Here is a 17,532-nt window from a genome sequence, read left to right as displayed (position 1 = left end):
ATAAATCCATAGAATTTAATTAATTGCGTCAATCACTCACCAGAAATTAATATAGAAAACTTCAACCGTAATAACCAGATTAAATGCCAGATAAGTTAAACAATCTCAACATAAAAGTAATCATCCGTATTATCCCGCCGAATAATTTTCACTAAAGCAATTATATTGTTCTAGAATAGTTAATACCACTTAAGAGTTATTATCTGCATTACATAGAAATAACAGAGGCTTATATGAGATTCCAAAATAGTGTGGTGATTATTACCGGCGGAGCAAGTGGAATTGGTGAAGCAACAGCAAAAGCATTTGCTGCTGAAGGTGCACATGTTGTGATTGCCGATTTTTCAGATCACGGGAAAAAAGTTGCTGAAGAACTCAATACAAAAGGCAATGAAAGTATTTTTATTAAAACCGATGTAACGAGTGAAGAGAGCATTAAGTATATGGTCTCGAAGACGGTTGAAAAATTTAAGCGTATTGATGTCTTATTTGCCAACGCAGGGATAGCGATGGATAACAGTGCAGATAACCTTACTGTTGCCAATTGGCAGAAAACGATTGATGTGAACCTGACCGGGGTTTTTCTGTGTGATAAGTTTGTTATTCATGAAATGCTTAAACAAAAATCGGGAGGCGTGATAGTCAACTGTGGTTCGATCCACAGCTTTGTCAGCCGCGAGGCTATAACAGCGTATACAGCTTCCAAAGGCGGAGTAAAGTTATTAACTCAAACCTTAGCGATTGATTACGCCAAAAATCATATCAGGGTGAATACGGTTTGCCCCGGCTATATTAATACTCCGTTATTAAGCAAGATACCCGACGACTTGAAAAAACAGCTTATTTCGCTTCATCCGCTGGGCCGTTTAGGTGTGCCGGAAGAGGTTGCCAAGGCAGTATTATTTCTGGCAAGTAACGATGCATCATTTATTACCGGTACGACATTAATTGTCGATGGCGGATATACCGCACAGTAGTATCTATTCCCCATCACCTTTCAAGTTGCAGCTTTATCAGTAAGCGGCAACTTGAAATCCATCAGGCCTTACTCCGAAATATCAGCCGTATTATTTTGTTTCTGATTAATCAGTTCTCTGATAACACTGGTGGCAAAGCTACCCGACGGCAGAGAAAAATTCAGGGTAACGGTTTGATCATCCTGCCATTTCCAATGCAGATTAAGCGGTTTCACTAACATCGCTCTGCGAACACTCTCAACACGCTCACGTTTCACCAATTCCCAAAGAGATTCGTAATCCTGCAAACATTGCTGTTCGAAATCCAAAGCCTGATGTTGTGTTCCTAATGCCTTGTCACCCGGCAATGGCGCGGTAATCTGTAATTCGCCATCCATAACCCGCTGCTGTAATACAGCCAGTTCAGATTCATCAGCCACAAACCAACTGCCACGCCCGGTTAACTGCAATGCGTCACCACTTTGTACCTGCTGATGTTCACCTCGCCCGATACGTATGCTGGTAATTGCATTAAACATAGCGCTACGGCTGGCTGAGAGGTAAAAACTACGGCGATTGCGCTCCTTAACCTGAATTTCATTTGTCGCCCAGCGCTGTGCCTGAACCAGATTCTGCCCATCGCGCCCAAAACGCTGTTCACCGAAGTAATTAGGAACGCCTGTCCGGGCTACCTGCTGCAAACGTTTTTCTACAGCCTGACGATCAGAAACTTCTCTTAATACCAGCGTAAAATCATTACCTTTCAGTGCACCAATACGTAGTTTACGCTTCTGGCGGGCAGTCGCCAATATTTCACAGCCTTCAAGCTGAAATGTAGTCAAATCAGGATCTTGTTTTCCCGGTAGGTGCAAGCAGAACCATTGCTCAGTCACTGCATTACGATCTTTTAAACCGGCATAACTGACAGAACGGGCGGGGATTTTGGCAAAACGGGCAAGATTATCCGCAACAAACTGTGTGTTACAGCCAGTCTTGCGAATATGCACCATTAAGTGCTCACCTTCTCCGTCAGGAGAAAAACCCAAGTCTTCCCGGACAATAAAATCTTCCGGAATCGATTTAACGATACCTGTAGCTTCTGGACACCCATGCAGCCAATGTAATTCATTCAATATCATGCTTATTCCTTCACCAGCAAAGCAACTGCTTCACAGGCAATACCTTCTTTACGGCCAACAAACCCGAGTTTTTCAGTCGTTGTTGCTTTAACATTAATATCATCCATATGGCACTCAAGATCTTCTGCCAGATTGACACGCATCTGGGGAATATGAGGCAACATTTTAGGTGCCTGAGCAATAATGGTGATATCAAGATTGCCAATCCGATAACCTTTTTCACGAATGCGACGATAGGCTTCTTTCAGCAATTCCCGGCTATCCGCTCCCTTAAAAGCCGGATCAGTATCTGGAAACAACTTCCCGATATCACCCAATGCTGCTGCTCCCAACAATGCATCTGTTGCAGCATGTAAGGCAACATCACCATCTGAGTGTGCAATCAGTCCCTGCTCATAAGGTATGCGGACACCGCCAATGATCAGTGGCCCTTCTCCGCCAAATTTATGTACATCAAAACCGTGACCAATTCTCATACGACATGTTCCTTTGATTTTCGGGATAGATAGAACTCAGCCAGAGCCAGATCTTCAGGCTGGGTTACTTTTATATTGTCCGCCCGTCCGTTGACCAGAACAGGGTGGTAACCACAATACTCCAGTGCAGAAGATTCATCTGTAATACAGGCCTGTTCGGACAGAGCTTTAATCAGGCAATCACGTAATAACTGCAACGGAAATAGCTGGGGAGTCAACGCGTGCCAGAGACCACTGCGATCAACGGTGTGATCGACCGTTGGTGATGCTATTTCAGCTATTCCTTCCGCAGAAGCTGCCAGCATACGTTTCATGGTATCCCTGACAGGTGCGGCAAGTAATCCACCACAAAACCGTTCTCCACTCCGTACAGAATAAATTTGTTTTTTATCAATTATTTGAAGCAAGTTATCAAGATCATTCCGATGTAAACAGGGGCGGGCGGCATCATGAACCAAAACCCAATCCGGGAATTCCGGTGATAAACCAGACAGATAATTCAGCCCGGCTAATACTGAATCCGCACGTTCATCACCACCGATAACCGTTGTAATACGCGGATCAGAAGCAATAGGTAATTGGTTAAACTGTCTGTCAGCAGGGTTTAACACAACAACGGCCTGCTGTATGCGGGGATGTTCAAGCAGTGCAGATAATGTATGTTCAATAATCGTTTTTTCGGCAATGCTGAGATATTGTTTCGGACACTCTGATTTCATCCGGCTACCAATACCGGCAGCAGGAATTAAGGCAACTATTTCAGTCATAAAGTTCAGTCATAAAAATATCAGCGGGAGAATAAAGAATTGAGTGATTCATTTGAATTATTGTTCACTGTTTTATTTCTCGTTATTTTGCCCCGAAGCCTGTTGTACATTTTGTTTCGTTGTATCCGGTACCATACGATAAAAATATTCACCGGGTTTAATCATGCCTAATTCATTGCGGGCACGTTCTTCGATTGCCTGCTGACCACCTTTCAAATCTTTAATTTCCGCAAATAGTTGGTCGTTACGCGATTTCAGAAAAAGGTTATCGCTCTCTTGTTTTGCGACCTCATCCTTAACCCGCATATAATCGTGTATTCCATTTTTGCCGATCCACAGCGAATACTGTAACCAGCCAAGTAAAACCAGTAATAGTAGCGTTAGTTTACCCATTTCCGCCCCCTGAAAAACCCGCTAATCATCCCATAACTCAGGGGATGACGCCACTATCACAAGCGAATCACAAATAGATCACAAAAGAATACAGGTGACATGAGTGTAGAAACACATTACCGGACTCGCAATAATGTGTTTTTACTTTGCTAAAAAAATAGATTCAGGGAATGGAAAATAAAAATGGGATATCAGAGAGTCAGAACACTTCGTTTGTTAAGCGAAACAAGTAATTTCTCCAGCAAGAACTCAATGGATTGTGAGCCATCTAAATGAATATCAGGGAGTTCCGGTGCCTCATAATCTGAATCAATGCCAGTAAAATTCAGGATTTCTCCGGCTCTTGCTTTCTTATATAAGCCTTTCGGGTCACGGGATTCGCAAACGGCCAAAGGTGTATCAACAAATACCTCAATAAATTGCCCCGGCTCCATTGATTGACGTATTTTTTGCCGCTCAGTCCGACTGGGAGAAATGAATGCCGTCAATACCACCAGCCCGGCATCAACCATCAGGTTTGCAACTTCTCCCACACGGCGGATATTCTCCTGCCTGTCTGTTTCAGAAAAACCTAAATCATTGCACAGACCATGACGCAGGTTATCCCCATCCAATAAATAGGTTCTGATCCCCTGTGAAAACATTACCTGTTCCAATAGCCCGGCAAGCGTTGATTTACCTGAACCTGATAACCCGGTAAACCAGATAACTAAAGCCGGATGCCCGTTCACGGCTTCCCGCTGCTTTCTGCCGACAGAGTGTGAATGCCAGACTATATCAGGCGAGATATGATTAGATGAGATATTATCGGGAGAATCCTCCCTGATCTGAACCATTTATTTCCCTCCCAATAAATCACGGGCTCCCCAATGTGGGAAGTGGCGGCGAACTAATCGGTTGAACTCCAGTTCAAACTCACTATACTCTTGCGGCTCCTGATAAACATCAGTCTGAATTTCCCGCACCAACCCTGCACCCACGGTAACATTTGTCAGGCGATCGATCAGAATGATGCCACCGGTATCTGCATTTTGCTGATAACTGTCGATCAGCAGCGGCTCATCAAATGAAAATTCCACCAGTCCAATCGCATTTAACGGCAGTTCAACCGCAACTTTCTGAGTCAGGTTATTGATATCAAACTGATATTGAACATTGTCAATTTTTGCACGGCTCTTTTTACCAGCTACCTTGATATCCAGACTTTGCCCCTGAATCAGCGGCTTTTCTGACATCCAGACAACATCTACCAAAGCATGGTGTGTTACCGTCATTTGGTTTTCAACCGCAACCAACAGATCACCACGGCTGATATCAATTTCATCTTTCAATACGACAGTGATCGCCTCCCCCGGCACGGCAAAAGGCAAATCACCATCAAAAGTCACGATCCGCTCTACCGTCGAAACTCTGCCTGATGGCATCACTTTAATTTGCTGTCCCTGACGTAAAATTCCCGATGACAATGTGCCGCTATAACCACGAAAATCAAGATCAGGACGGTTAACGTACTGCACAGGAAAGCGTAAAGGCTGCTCTGCTGCATTTTTCTGCACATCGACTGTTTCCAGGAGATCCAGCAATGTCGCACCGGTGTGCCACGGCATTTTCTCACTGTAACTGACGATATTATCCCCTTCCAGCGCGGAGATAGGGACAAAATAAATTTGCAGATCAGCAGGTAACTGGCTGGTGAAACTCAGATAATCCTGTTTGATCTGATCGAAAATATCCTGCCGGTATTCCACCAGATCCATTTTGTTTACTGCGACCACCAGATAACGGATACCCAACAGCGTACTGATAAAACTATGGCGGCGAGTCTGCTCCTGCACGCCTTTACGCGCATCGATCAAAAGAATGGAGAGGTCGCTGGTTGATGCGCCTGTTGCCATATTACGGGTATATTGTTCATGCCCCGGCGTATCCGCGATAATAAATTTGCGTTTTTCCGTGGAAAAGTAACGGTAGGCAACATCTATGGTAATACCCTGCTCCCGCTCAGCCGCAAGACCATCGACCAAAAGCGCCAGATCCAGCTTTTCTCCCTGAGTTCCCAGTCGCTTGCTGTCAGTTTGTAAAGTCGCCAGCTGATCTTCGTAGATCTGACGGGTATCGTGTAACAGACGGCCAATCAAGGTACTTTTGCCATCATCAACGCTGCCACAGGTGAGAAAACGCAGTAACCCCTTTTCCTGCTGTGCTCTCAGATAAGATTCAACACCGCCTTGCTGTCTGATTTGGTTAGCGATGATTTCATTATGTGCAAATGCCGACATTTTCTGCTCTCCTCAAAAGTAGCCCTGACGTTTTTTCAGCTCCATTGAGCCGGACTGATCACTATCAATAAGCCGACCCTGCCGTTCGCTGGTTGTCGATATCAGCATTTCTTCAATAATTTCCGGCAGTGTTTCCGCTTCTGATTCCACGGCACCAGTCAAAGGCCAGCAGCCCAGCGTCCGGAAACGCACTTTGCGCTGGCTGATAACCTCACCGGCCTGCAAATCAATACGATTATCATCAACCATGATCAGAGTGCCATCGCGCTGAACAATCGGGCGAGGTTTCGCAAAGTAGAGAGGAACAATATCTATCTGCTCTAAATAGATGTACTGCCAGATATCCAGCTCAGTCCAGTTAGAAAGGGGGAATACCCGGATACTTTCACCTTTATTTATCTGGCCATTATAGTTGCGCCAGAGTTCCGGACGCTGATTTTTGGGGTCCCAGCGATGGGAGCGATCACGGAAAGAATAAATACGCTCTTTCGCGCGGGATTTTTCCTCGTCACGTCGGGCGCCACCAAATGCGGCATCGAATCCGTATTTATCCAGCGCCTGCTTCAGACCTTCCGTTTTCATAACATCTGTATGCTTGGCACTACCGTGAATAAACGGATTAATTCCCAGCTCTTCGCCCTGCGGATTTCGATAGACCAGCAATTCAAAACCGTATTTCTCTGCTGTTTTATCACGAAATTCATACATTTCCCGGAATTTCCACCCTGTATCGACATGTAACAGAGGGAAAGGCAGTTTTCCCGGATAAAATGCCTTACGTGCAAGATGCAGCATCACAGAAGAATCTTTACCAATGGAGTAAAGCATCACCGGATTAGCAAATTCGGCAGCAACTTCGCGGATAATATGGATACTTTCAGCTTCAAGCTGCTGCAAATGGGTCAGTCTTTTTTTATCCATTAATGTTCTCCCATTAATTATTCTTTATGCTAAATCAACAACAGCAGGGCGATTTGCCGACTTAGTAGATTGTGTTTGTTCTGCCAGATTTTTATGGTCAGCTGCTCGCTGCCCGAACCACGCTAATTGATGATGAAGCTGAGCTACCTCTCCCACCACCAGCAATGCTGGCGATGGAGCATCCTGCGCCAACTGTTCCAGTTCGGACAATGTTCCGGTCAACACCTGCTGTTCAGCGCGGGTTCCACAGCCAATGACGGCAACCGGTGTACTGGCATTCCGCCCGTGTGAAATCAGTTTCTGGCTAATCAGGGCTGATTTGATGATCCCCATATAAATTGCCAGTGTCTGGTTACCCCGTGCCAGTGCGGGCCAGTCCAGTTCATTGCCATTTTCACGACAATGCCCGGTAATAAAGGTGACACTTTGGGAATGTTCACGGTGTGTCAGAGGAATACCCGCATAGGCTGAAGCTCCAACCGCCGCCGTAATCCCCGGTACAACCTGAAAAGGAATACCTGCGGATGCGGCAACCTGTAACTCCTCTCCACCACGACCAAAAATAAAGGGATCGCCTCCTTTCAGACGAACTACTTTTTTCCCCTGATGTGCCAGCCGGACGATCAGGGCATTTGTCTCTTCCTGTGCAACAGAGTGACTGCCTGCTCTCTTACCTACGCAAATTTTGTCTGCATCGCGACGAACTAATTCGAGAATTTCATCACTCACCAGATGATCATAAAGCACCACATCGGCCTGCTGGATCACCTGTAATCCTTTCAATGTTAACAATCCCGGATCACCGGGACCTGCACCGACTAATACCAGCTCTCCCTGCTTACTGGTCTGTTTCTGTTGTTCATCAGCAATCTGTTGAGCCAGTTGCTCTTCTGCCTGTTGTAACTGCCCATTAGCAACTAATGCGGCAAAATGCCCGTTAAATGCTTTTTCCCAGAAGTAACGTCGCTGACGCAGAGAATTCAGGCTCTGTTTTACTTTCTCACGCCAACGACCTGCAATTTCAGCCATCGCACCGAGATGAAAAGGCAGCAGCGATTCCAGTTTCTCCCGCAGTAGTCGTGTTAATACCGGTGATTTTCCGGCCGATGAGATCGCCACCATAATCGGAGAACGATCAATAATTGAAGGGAAAATAGCAGAACAGAGTGACTGATCATCTACCACATTGACCAAAATAGCGCGGCGATTGGCTTCAGCAAAAATAGACTGGTTCAGGCTGTGATCATCAGTCGCTGCCAGCACCAGAAATACACCATCAAGATAATTCGTGTGGAATGTTCCCTGTCGCCATTCAAACTCCCCTTTTTGATGGCGCTGTTGCAGTTCAGGATGTAATTCAGGAGCAACAACTGTTAAAGCCGCCCCCGCACGCAATAACAAACCAGCCTTACGGGAAGCGACTTCACCACCTCCAACCAACAAAACAGCACGTGATTTCAGCTCAACGAATAAGGGTAAGTAATCCACAATGACATGCCATCCAGAGTTTAATTTATTAATAATTATCTAAGAGATGAATATATGAGGCTGTGATAGGGTTATGAAATGTCAAAAAGTAATTATTAGTTCCTGAATCGTATAAGGTCAGTTTTTGTATGAGCATACAGAATCTCGATATGCAAAATATTCAAGGGAAATAGCTATTCTTTGATGCTTCATTTCCCTATATACCCTATAGATTTAATTGCATCGCGGCGGCAAGAGAATGAGTCCCCAGGAGCATAGGTAACTATGTGACTGGGGGAAATGAGCGCAGCCAACAAAGAGGCAGTTTGAAAGATGACGGGTATAACAAAAAATTCAGGGTACAATTCATCCCTCATGCAATCCACATTCACGCTTTAAACCGAAAAATCGGGTTTGCTCTTCACTCATGCCCGGCTCCCATTTTTGCGTGGTATGAGTATCCCCTACAGAAAGATAACCTTGTTCCCACAGTGGATGGTATTCAAGGCCATGCTGAGTCAGGTATTGATGTACTTTTCGGTTATCCCAATCAATGATTGGCAGTATTTTGAAAACGTTACGCTGAATTGCCAATACCGGCAAGTTAGCGCGGCTTTCTGATTGCTGGCGACGCAAACCTGCAAACCATGTCTGCGCATTCAGAGATTGTAATGCGCGGTTCATTGGCTCAACTTTATTGATTTGGTTATAACGCTCAATACCCTCTACTCCCTGTTCCCACAGTTTGCCATAACGCGCTTCCTGCCACGCCGGGCCTTGTTCTGCCCGAAATATTTTCAGGTTCAGATTCAATTTGTCAGCCAGCTTATCGATAAATTGATAGGTTTCTGGAAACAAGTAACCAGTATCCGTCAGGATAACCGGAATATCAGGGTACTCCTGTGTGACCAGATGCAGGCAGACTGCCGCCTGAATACCAAAACTAGATGAAAGAACGAGTTCTCCGGGCAGATGCTCCAGTGCCCATAAGACGCGCTGGCGGGCATCCAGTAGTTCCAGTTGCCGGTTTATCTCAGCGAGCGCTTCCGTGCGCTGCTCAGGTTTAAAAGCCAGTAACTCAGCTAAATGTGGCCGGCTCATACCGCCTCCTGCCAGTCGTAAAAATCGACGGCTGAGTTTAAGACTGGTTTGATAATGTCGGTTCGGATCAGGAAGTCACCGAAATCTTCATTTTCATGACGTTCTGTTGCCCAGTGACCAATGAGTTCATCCAAAATTGTCAGAATTTCAGCAGAAGTGATGTTTTCCCGATACATGCGAGGGATCCGGCTGCCATTGCGGTTTCCGCCAAGATGCAGGTTATAGCGATCTGGCGCTTTACCCACCAGCCCGATTTCTGCCAACATCGCTCTGCCACAGCCATTAGGGCAACCCGTTACACGCAGAACAATGTGTTCATGACTGACACCGTGTTTTGCCATTAAAGCATCGACATGATCAACAAAAGTTGGCAGGAAACGTTCAGCTTCCGCCATCGCCAACGGGCAAGTCGGAAATGAAACGCACGCCATAGAATGGTGACGCAGAGAAGTCACACCGTCATCAATCAACCCATGAGCGCGGGCGATTGCTTCAATATGTGCTTTTTCGCTTTCCGCCACTCCCGCCACAATCAGGTTTTGATTAGCAGTCAGTCGGAAATCACCTTTGTGAATTCTGGCAATTTCTGCCATACCGGTTTTCAATGGCTTATCCGGATAATCCAACAAACGACCGTTTTCAATAAACAAGGTCAGATGCCATTGATCATCAATACCTTTTAACCAGCCAATTTGATCTCCCCGTCCGGTAAATTCATAAGGACGGATAGACTCAAATTTCACGCCAGCGCGCTTTTCAACTTCTTGTTTGAAAGTCTCAACGCCGACACGTTCGAGGGTATATTTGGTTTTGGCGTTTTTGCGCTCAGTTCGGTTGCCCCAGTCACGCTGTGTTGTCACTATGGCTTCAGCAACGGCTAAAGTATGATCCAATGGAATGTAACCAAATTCACTCGCCAAACGCGGGAATGTGTTTTTATCGCCGTGAGTCATAGCCAATCCGCCACCCACCAGCACGTTAAAGCCGATCAGCTGATCATTCTCTGCGATAGCAACGAAATTCATATCATTAGCATGCAGATCGACATCATTTTGTGGCGGGATCACGACGGATGTTTTGAATTTACGTGGTAAATAGGTTTTGCCGAGGATCGGCTCTTCATCAGTTGTAGCGATCTTTTCTTTATCCAGCCAGATCTCAGCGTAAGCGTTAGTACGGGGCAGAAGGTGTTCGGATATTTTTTTCGCCCACTCATAAGCCTGCTGGTGCAAAGCCGACTGTACAGGGTTAGAGGTGCATAATACGTTGCGGTTAACATCATTGGCTGTTGCCAGAGAATCCAGCCCCATTTGAGCCAGTAATTGGTGCGCCGGTTTGACGTTGTTTTTTAGAATGCCATGGAACTGGAATGTCTGACGATTAGTCAGCCGGATACTGCCATAAAGCGTGCTTTCTGTCGCAAACCGATCGATGCCCAGCCATTGACGGGGAGTAATAATACCTCCCGGGAGGCGGCAGCGCAGCATCATTGCATGGCGGGGTTCCAGTTTTTGTTCTGCACGTTCAGCCCTGATGTCACGATCATCCTGCTGATACATACCGTGGAAACGAATGAGAAGAAAATTATCGCCTTCAAACCCGCCTGTCAGCCCATTTTTTAGATCTTCGCTGATCGTTCCACGTAAGTAGTTACTTTCTAACTTCATGCGTTCACTGTCAGCGAGTTTACCTTCAACAATCAAAGGACCTTGCTTTTCATTATTATTGCTCATTGTGTTCCATTGCCCGTTGGTTTTTATTGTTTACAGTTTTTCGTTACTTTTACCAGTACCAGTAAACATCTCTCGCTAGTAAACATCTCTCTGATAACGACGTTCAAGGCGCAGTTCACTTAAGAATTCATCGGCCTGTTCAGCATCCATTCCACCCTGCTGTGAAATGATATCCAGCAATGCCTGTTCTACATCTTTCGCCATACGATTGGCATCGCCACAGATGTATAAATGTGCCCCTTCACTGATCCAGCGCCAGATTTCCTTACCCTGCTCGCGCAGTTTGTCCTGCACATAAACTTTATGCGCCTGATCCCGTGACCACGCTAAATCAATACGGGTTAGTAACCCCTCTTTGACATAACGCTGGAATTCCACCTGATACAAAAAATCTTCTACAAAATGAGGATTGCCAAAGAACAACCAGTTTTTACCTTCTGCACCCTGATTATCCCGTTGTTGTAAGAATGCCCTGAATGGAGCTATACCGGTGCCGGGTCCAATCATGATGACCGGAGTTTGTGGATTGGCAGGTAAGCGGAAATTATCGTTATGCTCGATAAAGACACGAATATTGTCATCCTCCTGTAGCCGATCAGCCAGATACCCTGATGCCCCACCGGTACGAGCCCGACCGTCTATGTCATAACGAACTACACCCACTGTAATATGTACTTCATTTTCAACTTCATCCTGCGAGGAGGAAATAGAATATAGACGTGGCGTTAATGGACGTAATAGATCGATAAATTGCTGGGCATCGGGTTGTTGAGCGGTCTGCCTGACCATATCCACAATAGGTGTTTTTTGTGCGTATTGCTGTAGTGCTGATTTATCAGTAATCAAAGCAAGCAATTTTTCATCTTTCGTCAGAGCTGCATATTTTTCGACAATGACCCCTGTGTTTTGCGTCAATTCAAGATAGCCAGTCAGAGCTTCACGCAAAGCAAGCGGTTTTCCATGCACGGTAACAGATTCCGTTCCTTCCTGATGAAGCAGGCCGAGCAATTCATCCACCAATGCCGGATCGTTTTCAAACCAAACTCCCAGTGAATCACCGGGCTGATAACGTAAACCTGAATCCCCCAGATCAATTTCAATATGCCGGATATCTTTATCAGATGCGCGTCCGGTAATTTTCTGGTTGACCAGCAGAGAAGCCGTTAACGGAGCTTCTTTGGTATAATTGTTGGTAATGGCTGTACTACCGATTACTTCTGCCGATGTTGCCGCTATTGTGCTGTTTGTCTGGGCCGGTAAGCGCTGTTTAAGGATATCTGTCAGTTGTTGGCACCACTGGGCTGCAATATCCTGATATTCCACGTCAGCATCAATTCTATCCAGTAGTCTCTGCGCGCCTAATTCATTCAAGCGGTGATCGAAATCTTTACCTGACTGGCAGAAATGTTCATAAGAGGTATCCCCTAAACCAAATACCGCGTAAACCGTCTCTTTCATTGATGCTGCTTTTTTGGAGTGCAGGTATTTATGGAGTGCTACGGCTTCTTCGGCTGGTTCACCCTCACCCTGTGTCGATGCAATAATAATCAACACCCGCTCTTTTGCGATCTGTTTGAATTTATAATCACCGGCATTAATTAAGTTCACACTCAAGTTATGCACCAATAAGCCATCTCTGAGTTGCTCTGCCAGACGTCTTGCATTACCCGTCTGAGAAGCGGAGATCAGTGTCACTGTTTCCTGTTCAGACTCAGGCGAGTTTGATACGGATGGAACCGTATCGGTTTTCGGTTGAGTGTTTAACATTCCCCAAAAATAGCCCGATAACCAAGCGAGTTGGTGCGGAGAAAAATCACTGACCTCTGATTGCAGGCGTGACAGTTGTTCCTGAGAAACAGGTAGTAGTGCAGTTGAAGGTGGTTTTGCAGTCATTATCCGGTGCCCTTTGCTATAGCCGATTCCCATGATTAGCAGTCACAAACATGGATTAATCATAAGGTTATCCCAGAACAGGCATTGGAATTAAAGAAAGGTTAGCAATATCTAATAACTAAATTACCTAACTTTATTTACAGATTTAATATATCGATAAAGTTGTTAAACGCTGGATTTTATTTCTACAGAAAAATCACGTTCGGAGCGAAAGTTCAGGTAGAATAGCCGGCCTTTTGAATTCAGGAAAAAGTATTATGAGCACTACCATCTTTAAAGATTTTCAATTTGAAGCGGCGCATCGCCTGCCACATGTTCCTGAAGGACATAAGTGTGGCCGTTTGCATGGGCATTCATTTATGGTTCGTCTGGAAATCACCGGTGAGATTGATCCTCATAGCGGATGGCTCATGGACTTTGCCGATGTGAAAGCGGCCTTTAAGCCGATTTGGGAACGACTGGATCACAATTATCTCAATGAGATCCCCGGTCTGGAAAACCCAACCAGCGAAGTGCTGGCTAAATGGATCTGGAAAGAGGTACAGCCTGCTTTGCCACAGCTCAGTGCCGTTATGGTTAAGGAAACCTGTAGCGCCGGTTGTATCTATCGTGGAGAGTAAGACATTCAGCACCAAATTTTGGTGCTGAATGCACAATAAGCAAGTACCAAATGCACATCAGGCGATATTTAAGTATTTGTGTGTCTGCATCGAAAAACGCCAGTTACGGGCAATGCAGGTTTCAATACATAAGCGGGTTGCTTCTTCTTTCTGACTGATAGGCTGTAAGGCAATAACCGGCTTATTACTCTCATCCAGCATAGTCAGTAGATCATCCAATGACTCAATATCGCGCTCACGCCCGACAGGGTGTTTAATTTCATTTGCGCGGTTCATCGCTTCAGGCAACACTTTGTATCCGCCCCGCATTTTCACTTTTGGAGAGACGGTTACCCAAGTGTTGTCAGAACAGAGGATCGCGTGTGTGCCACTCGTTTCTATCTGACACTGATAACCTGCGTTTTCCAGTGCTTCCGTCAGAGGACGTAAATCATACAAACACGGCTCGCCGCCAGTAATGACGATATGACGAGCGGTATACCCCTGACGAGCGAACAAGTTAATGATCTGCTGTGGAGTGGCAACGCCCCATGTATCGCTATCCTGCGTTTTTACCAGTATGTTCTCCATCGTCTGCTGCTTATCAGCTTCTTTTTCCCAAGTATGCTTGGTATCACACCAACTGCATCCTACCGGACATCCCTGTAATCGTATGAAAACAGCAGGAACACCAGTAAATACTCCCTCTCCCTGCAAAGTCTGAAACATTTCATTTATTGGGTAAATCATAAAAAAACTCTGGTTTTAATAAACTGCCCGTTATTATTACAGATATCTATCCCGCGGACATCCATCTTTATGGTATCGTATCAGGTTGCTTTTGCTGGTATCTGACACCAGACAGGGCATTGTATACCTGAAATAGCATATGCCTGAAATAGCATTGTATGCCTGAAAATACGCTCTGGCATGAAAGATAGATGGGATTAACGAATGCAAGACAATGAAAACCAGCTTAAAAAGGGTCTGAGTGTGAGGCATATCCGCTTCATGGCTTTAGGCTCCGCAATAGGCACAGGGCTGTTTTATGGCTCAGCAGCAGCAATACAGCAAGCAGGACCGGCTGTATTGCTGGCATATTTAATTGGTGGTGCTGCCGTATTTATGGTGATGAGGGCACTCGGCGAAATGGCCGTTCATCATCCTGTTTCCGGTTCCTTTTCTCAATATGCCAGTCATTATCTGGGGCCATTAGCCGGTTTCCTGACAGGCTGGCTCTATGTTCTTGAGATGCTATTTGTCTGCCTTGCTGATATCACTGCATTCGGCTTGTATATGAAATTTTGGTTCCCCCATGTTGATCAATGGGTTTGGGTTTTGGGTATCGTCTGTTTTATTGGTGCACTTAATCTATGCCATGTGAAGATTTTCGGTGAAATGGAATTCTGGCTTTCTATCGTCAAAGTCATTGCCATTATCGCCATGATCGTGGGTGGCCTGTTCATTATGTTCTTTGGTTTCGGTCAGACAACAGAGCATGCCACAGGGATCGCTAATTTATGGGAACATGGCGGTTTTATGCCACATGGCATTAGCGGTGTGATCGCCTCATTTGCCATTGTAATGTTTGCGTTCGGCGGAATAGAAGTCATTGGAATTACCGCCAGTGAAGCGAAAGATCCCGCAAAAACAATACCTAAAGCAATTAATGCAGTCCCATTCCGTATTTTAATCTTCTATGTTCTTACCTTATGTATCCTGATGTGTATCTATCCGTGGGATCAGATTGGTCAGAACGGAAGCCCGTTTGTACAGATTTTTGCTGATCTGAAAATTAGTGCGGCTGCACATATTCTGAATGCTGTTGTTATTACTGCTGCTATTTCTGCCATCAACAGCGATATTTTTGGAGCTGGACGAATGATGTATGGTATGGCTCAGGAAGGTCAGGCACCTGAGGCATTTAAAAAACTGACCCGTAATGGGGTGCCGTGGATGACAGTTCTGGTCATGATTTCTGTTCTGCTGCTCGGTGTAATATTAAATTGGTGGCTTCCCAAGAATATCTTTATTCTTATTGCATCCGTCGCTACATTTGCCACGGTCTGGGTATGGTTAATGATCCTGCTTTCTCATGTGGCTATGCGCCGTAAAATGAGTGCAGAAGACGTCAAAGGCTTGAAATTTCCGGTACCAATGTGGCCAATTGCTCCCGTCATTACGATTGTTTTTATGAGTGCAATTATCCTGCTACTCGGCTTTTTCGAGCAAACAAGAGATGCTTTATACATTGGGTCTGGCTGGGTGATTATCCTGATTCTTGCGTATTTTCTCAGTATAAAGAAAAAAGTTGCTGTGTCTCATCGTTCTAATCAATAAAGCTTACCTCTAAAACGCCGGAAAAATTTCTGGCGTTTTGCTCTTTGCATCCTTTTCCACTTTTCATTTTTTCCCTCACACTTGGTTATTCTCGTACTTTATAACGAAAACCTGACAATCAGCGGATTATGATCAGAAGCGATGGTTGTTAAAACAGTTGCGCTCTGGACAGTTAATTCACGATAAAAAACAAAGTCTAACGGTTTACCAAATACAATTGTTCTATGATCATCATTAAAATAGACTTCTTTGAGCCCCATACGCTGCGCAAAACGCTCCAACACTCTAAATCGACGACGACTCCACGCATTAAAATCACCAGCGAATATCACCGGCCCATCATGCAAATTAATATAGATGCCAATGTTATCTAATTGTCGGCTATAAACGTCAATCCCAAGGCTGAAGTTAATAGCGTGTACGTTAACCACCATCAGCTGTTGCTCAGCAGCTAAAGGATACATAGTAATAAGAGAAGATTTAGAGAGCCTGATGATTGGTTCTTTTTCCCTCAATGGACAACAATAAATAGGCGAAGAAGAGGCTAAAGTCATCACTCCTGATGGATGTTGAGGGATGGCAAACGCAGGCACCTGATCTGCAACCAGACCACTGGCTGTAATAAATTTCAGTAGGTCAGGTGTTGTTTGCGCTTCTTGCAGTAAGATAAGATCACTTTTTTCAATTAAGGAAGATAAAACATTTTGCCATCGTGGGCGCTGCTGTTTATGGATATTCCAAATAGCAACAGAGAACGCATTATTATCAGCAAAAAATGGTTCTCCACATGGTAAGAGTGCTTCCTCAAGCAATCGCTTAGAAGTAGGAAAAACTCGCTCTACAGGCTGCCCTGCAACATATCTTACTGCATAGTTTTTTTGAGACAGATTTTTTTTCTCACGACCTCTTCTTACATACCTATTTCTTATCAAGTTACACCCCAACCGACCTTAACGCAGCACTTTCATTAATATGACATCTCTATAATTGATTGCAATCCTTGGCGCTAAAAACAAAGTATGAGCTATAAGGGCAAGTATCAGTATAGATTTTATACATAAAATCTATTCCATTTACTAAAAAGTAACGCTCTGATAATAAACTTATGATGAGGAGATATTACAATATTCGAGTATACAGAATACAGAAGGGCTGATTTAGAATCGAATCAATATCCTGATAAATATATCAGATATAGAAAAAACCCCTGAGATTTCTCTCAGGGGCTTCTCTAAATCGGTGGCGGTGCGGACGGGACTCGAACCCGCGACCCCCGGCGTGACAGGCCGGTATTCTAACCAACTGAACTACCGCACCACCGAATTTCTTTCTCAGGCTGCCTTTTGGGCGGGCAACGTGATTTAATTTAATGTCTGGCAGTGTCCTACTCTCACATGGGGAGACCCCACACTACCATCGGCGCTACGGCGTTTCACTGCTGAGTTCGGCATGGGGTCAGGTGGGACCA

Annotated in this window: 16 protein-coding genes, 1 tRNA gene and 1 rRNA gene; 3 read left to right on the top strand and 15 right to left on the bottom strand. The window is 45.1% G+C overall.

What is annotated here, in order from left to right; genetic code table 11:
* Window positions 1-233 precede the first annotated feature (233 nt).
* On the top strand, window positions 234-977 hold the full coding sequence (locus Xinn_RS10650; RefSeq protein WP_086955346.1) for an SDR family NAD(P)-dependent oxidoreductase: 744 nt from the start codon (window positions 234-236) through the stop codon (window positions 975-977).
* A gap of 68 nt (window positions 978-1,045) precedes the next feature.
* Here Xinn_RS10650 and truD read toward each other — a convergent pair whose 3' ends face one another.
* The 11 genes from truD to cysJ form a co-directional block, all read right to left on the bottom strand.
* Window positions 1,046-2,095, bottom strand: a complete 1,050-nt coding sequence (truD, locus tag Xinn_RS10645) for a tRNA pseudouridine(13) synthase TruD (RefSeq protein WP_086955345.1) — start codon at window positions 2,093-2,095, stop codon at window positions 1,046-1,048.
* Between the two features lie 2 nt (window positions 2,096-2,097).
* Window positions 2,098-2,571, bottom strand: a complete 474-nt coding sequence (gene ispF / locus Xinn_RS10640) for a 2-C-methyl-D-erythritol 2,4-cyclodiphosphate synthase (protein ID WP_086955344.1) — start codon at window positions 2,569-2,571, stop codon at window positions 2,098-2,100.
* Window positions 2,568-3,338, bottom strand: a complete 771-nt coding sequence (ispD, locus tag Xinn_RS10635; protein ID WP_086955343.1) for a 2-C-methyl-D-erythritol 4-phosphate cytidylyltransferase — start codon at window positions 3,336-3,338, stop codon at window positions 2,568-2,570. The genes ispF and ispD overlap by 4 nt, the downstream gene beginning before the upstream one ends.
* 72 nt (window positions 3,339-3,410) lie before the next feature.
* Window positions 3,411-3,731 carry a cell division protein FtsB gene (ftsB, locus tag Xinn_RS10630; protein ID WP_086955342.1) on the bottom strand — a complete coding sequence of 107 codons (321 nt, stop codon included), beginning with the start codon at window positions 3,729-3,731 and terminating at the stop codon, window positions 3,411-3,413.
* Window positions 3,732-3,922: 191 nt separating this feature from the next.
* A complete protein-coding gene (gene cysC / locus Xinn_RS10625) occupies window positions 3,923-4,567 on the bottom strand; it encodes an adenylyl-sulfate kinase (RefSeq protein ID WP_086955341.1) in 645 nt (214 codons plus the stop codon).
* Entirely contained in the window at window positions 4,568-6,010 is a 1,443-nt protein-coding gene (gene cysN, locus Xinn_RS10620) for a sulfate adenylyltransferase subunit CysN (protein ID WP_086955340.1), read from the bottom strand.
* 12 nt (window positions 6,011-6,022) lie between these two features.
* Entirely contained in the window at window positions 6,023-6,931 is a 909-nt protein-coding gene (gene cysD / locus Xinn_RS10615) for a sulfate adenylyltransferase subunit CysD (RefSeq protein WP_086955339.1), read from the bottom strand.
* A 24-nt stretch (window positions 6,932-6,955) separates the two neighbouring features.
* Window positions 6,956-8,419, bottom strand: a complete 1,464-nt coding sequence (gene cysG / locus Xinn_RS10610; RefSeq protein ID WP_086955338.1) for a siroheme synthase CysG — start codon at window positions 8,417-8,419, stop codon at window positions 6,956-6,958.
* 345 nt (window positions 8,420-8,764) lie between these two features.
* Window positions 8,765-9,499 carry a phosphoadenylyl-sulfate reductase gene (locus Xinn_RS10605; protein ID WP_086955337.1) on the bottom strand — a complete coding sequence of 245 codons (735 nt, stop codon included), beginning with the start codon at window positions 9,497-9,499 and terminating at the stop codon, window positions 8,765-8,767.
* A complete protein-coding gene (gene cysI, locus Xinn_RS10600; RefSeq protein ID WP_086955336.1) occupies window positions 9,496-11,232 on the bottom strand; it encodes an assimilatory sulfite reductase (NADPH) hemoprotein subunit in 1,737 nt (578 codons plus the stop codon). Before cysI ends, Xinn_RS10605 begins: the two co-directional genes overlap by 4 nt.
* A gap of 75 nt (window positions 11,233-11,307) precedes the next feature.
* Complete coding sequence (gene cysJ / locus Xinn_RS10595; protein ID WP_086955335.1) at window positions 11,308-13,125, bottom strand: NADPH-dependent assimilatory sulfite reductase flavoprotein subunit; 1,818 nt, start codon at window positions 13,123-13,125, stop codon at window positions 11,308-11,310.
* 254 nt (window positions 13,126-13,379) lie between these two features.
* On the opposite strand from cysJ, the gene queD reads away from it, so the two are divergent.
* Complete coding sequence (gene queD, locus Xinn_RS10590) at window positions 13,380-13,745, top strand: 6-carboxytetrahydropterin synthase QueD (protein ID WP_186435707.1); 366 nt, start codon at window positions 13,380-13,382, stop codon at window positions 13,743-13,745.
* 57 nt (window positions 13,746-13,802) lie between these two features.
* Here the strand turns inward: queD and queE are convergent, their stop codons facing one another.
* Window positions 13,803-14,474, bottom strand: coding sequence for a 7-carboxy-7-deazaguanine synthase QueE (gene queE / locus Xinn_RS10585; RefSeq protein ID WP_086955333.1), 672 nt, complete (start codon window positions 14,472-14,474; stop codon window positions 13,803-13,805).
* Window positions 14,475-14,678: 204 nt separating this feature from the next.
* Here queE and Xinn_RS10580 point away from each other — a divergent pair, with 204 nt between their 5' ends.
* Entirely contained in the window at window positions 14,679-16,064 is a 1,386-nt protein-coding gene (locus Xinn_RS10580) for an amino acid permease (RefSeq protein WP_086955332.1), read from the top strand.
* A 98-nt stretch (window positions 16,065-16,162) separates the two neighbouring features.
* Here the strand turns inward: Xinn_RS10580 and Xinn_RS10575 are convergent, their stop codons facing one another.
* The 3 genes from Xinn_RS10575 to rrf form a co-directional block, all read right to left on the bottom strand.
* Window positions 16,163-16,951: an endonuclease/exonuclease/phosphatase family protein gene (locus Xinn_RS10575; protein WP_086956573.1), complete on the bottom strand. Its 789-nt coding sequence runs from the start codon at window positions 16,949-16,951 to the stop codon at window positions 16,163-16,165.
* A 353-nt stretch (window positions 16,952-17,304) separates the two neighbouring features.
* A tRNA-Asp gene (locus Xinn_RS10570) sits at window positions 17,305-17,381 on the bottom strand.
* A gap of 54 nt (window positions 17,382-17,435) precedes the next feature.
* A 5S ribosomal RNA gene (gene rrf / locus Xinn_RS10565) occupies window positions 17,436-17,532 on the bottom strand; the annotation flags it as partial.

Origin of the sequence: Xenorhabdus innexi, from assembly GCF_002632485.1 — a bacterium.
Classification (GTDB): domain Bacteria; phylum Pseudomonadota; class Gammaproteobacteria; order Enterobacterales; family Enterobacteriaceae; genus Xenorhabdus; species Xenorhabdus innexi.
The sequence above is the reverse complement of the archived record's forward strand: the minus strand, read 5'-3'. Positions and strand labels throughout refer to the sequence as shown.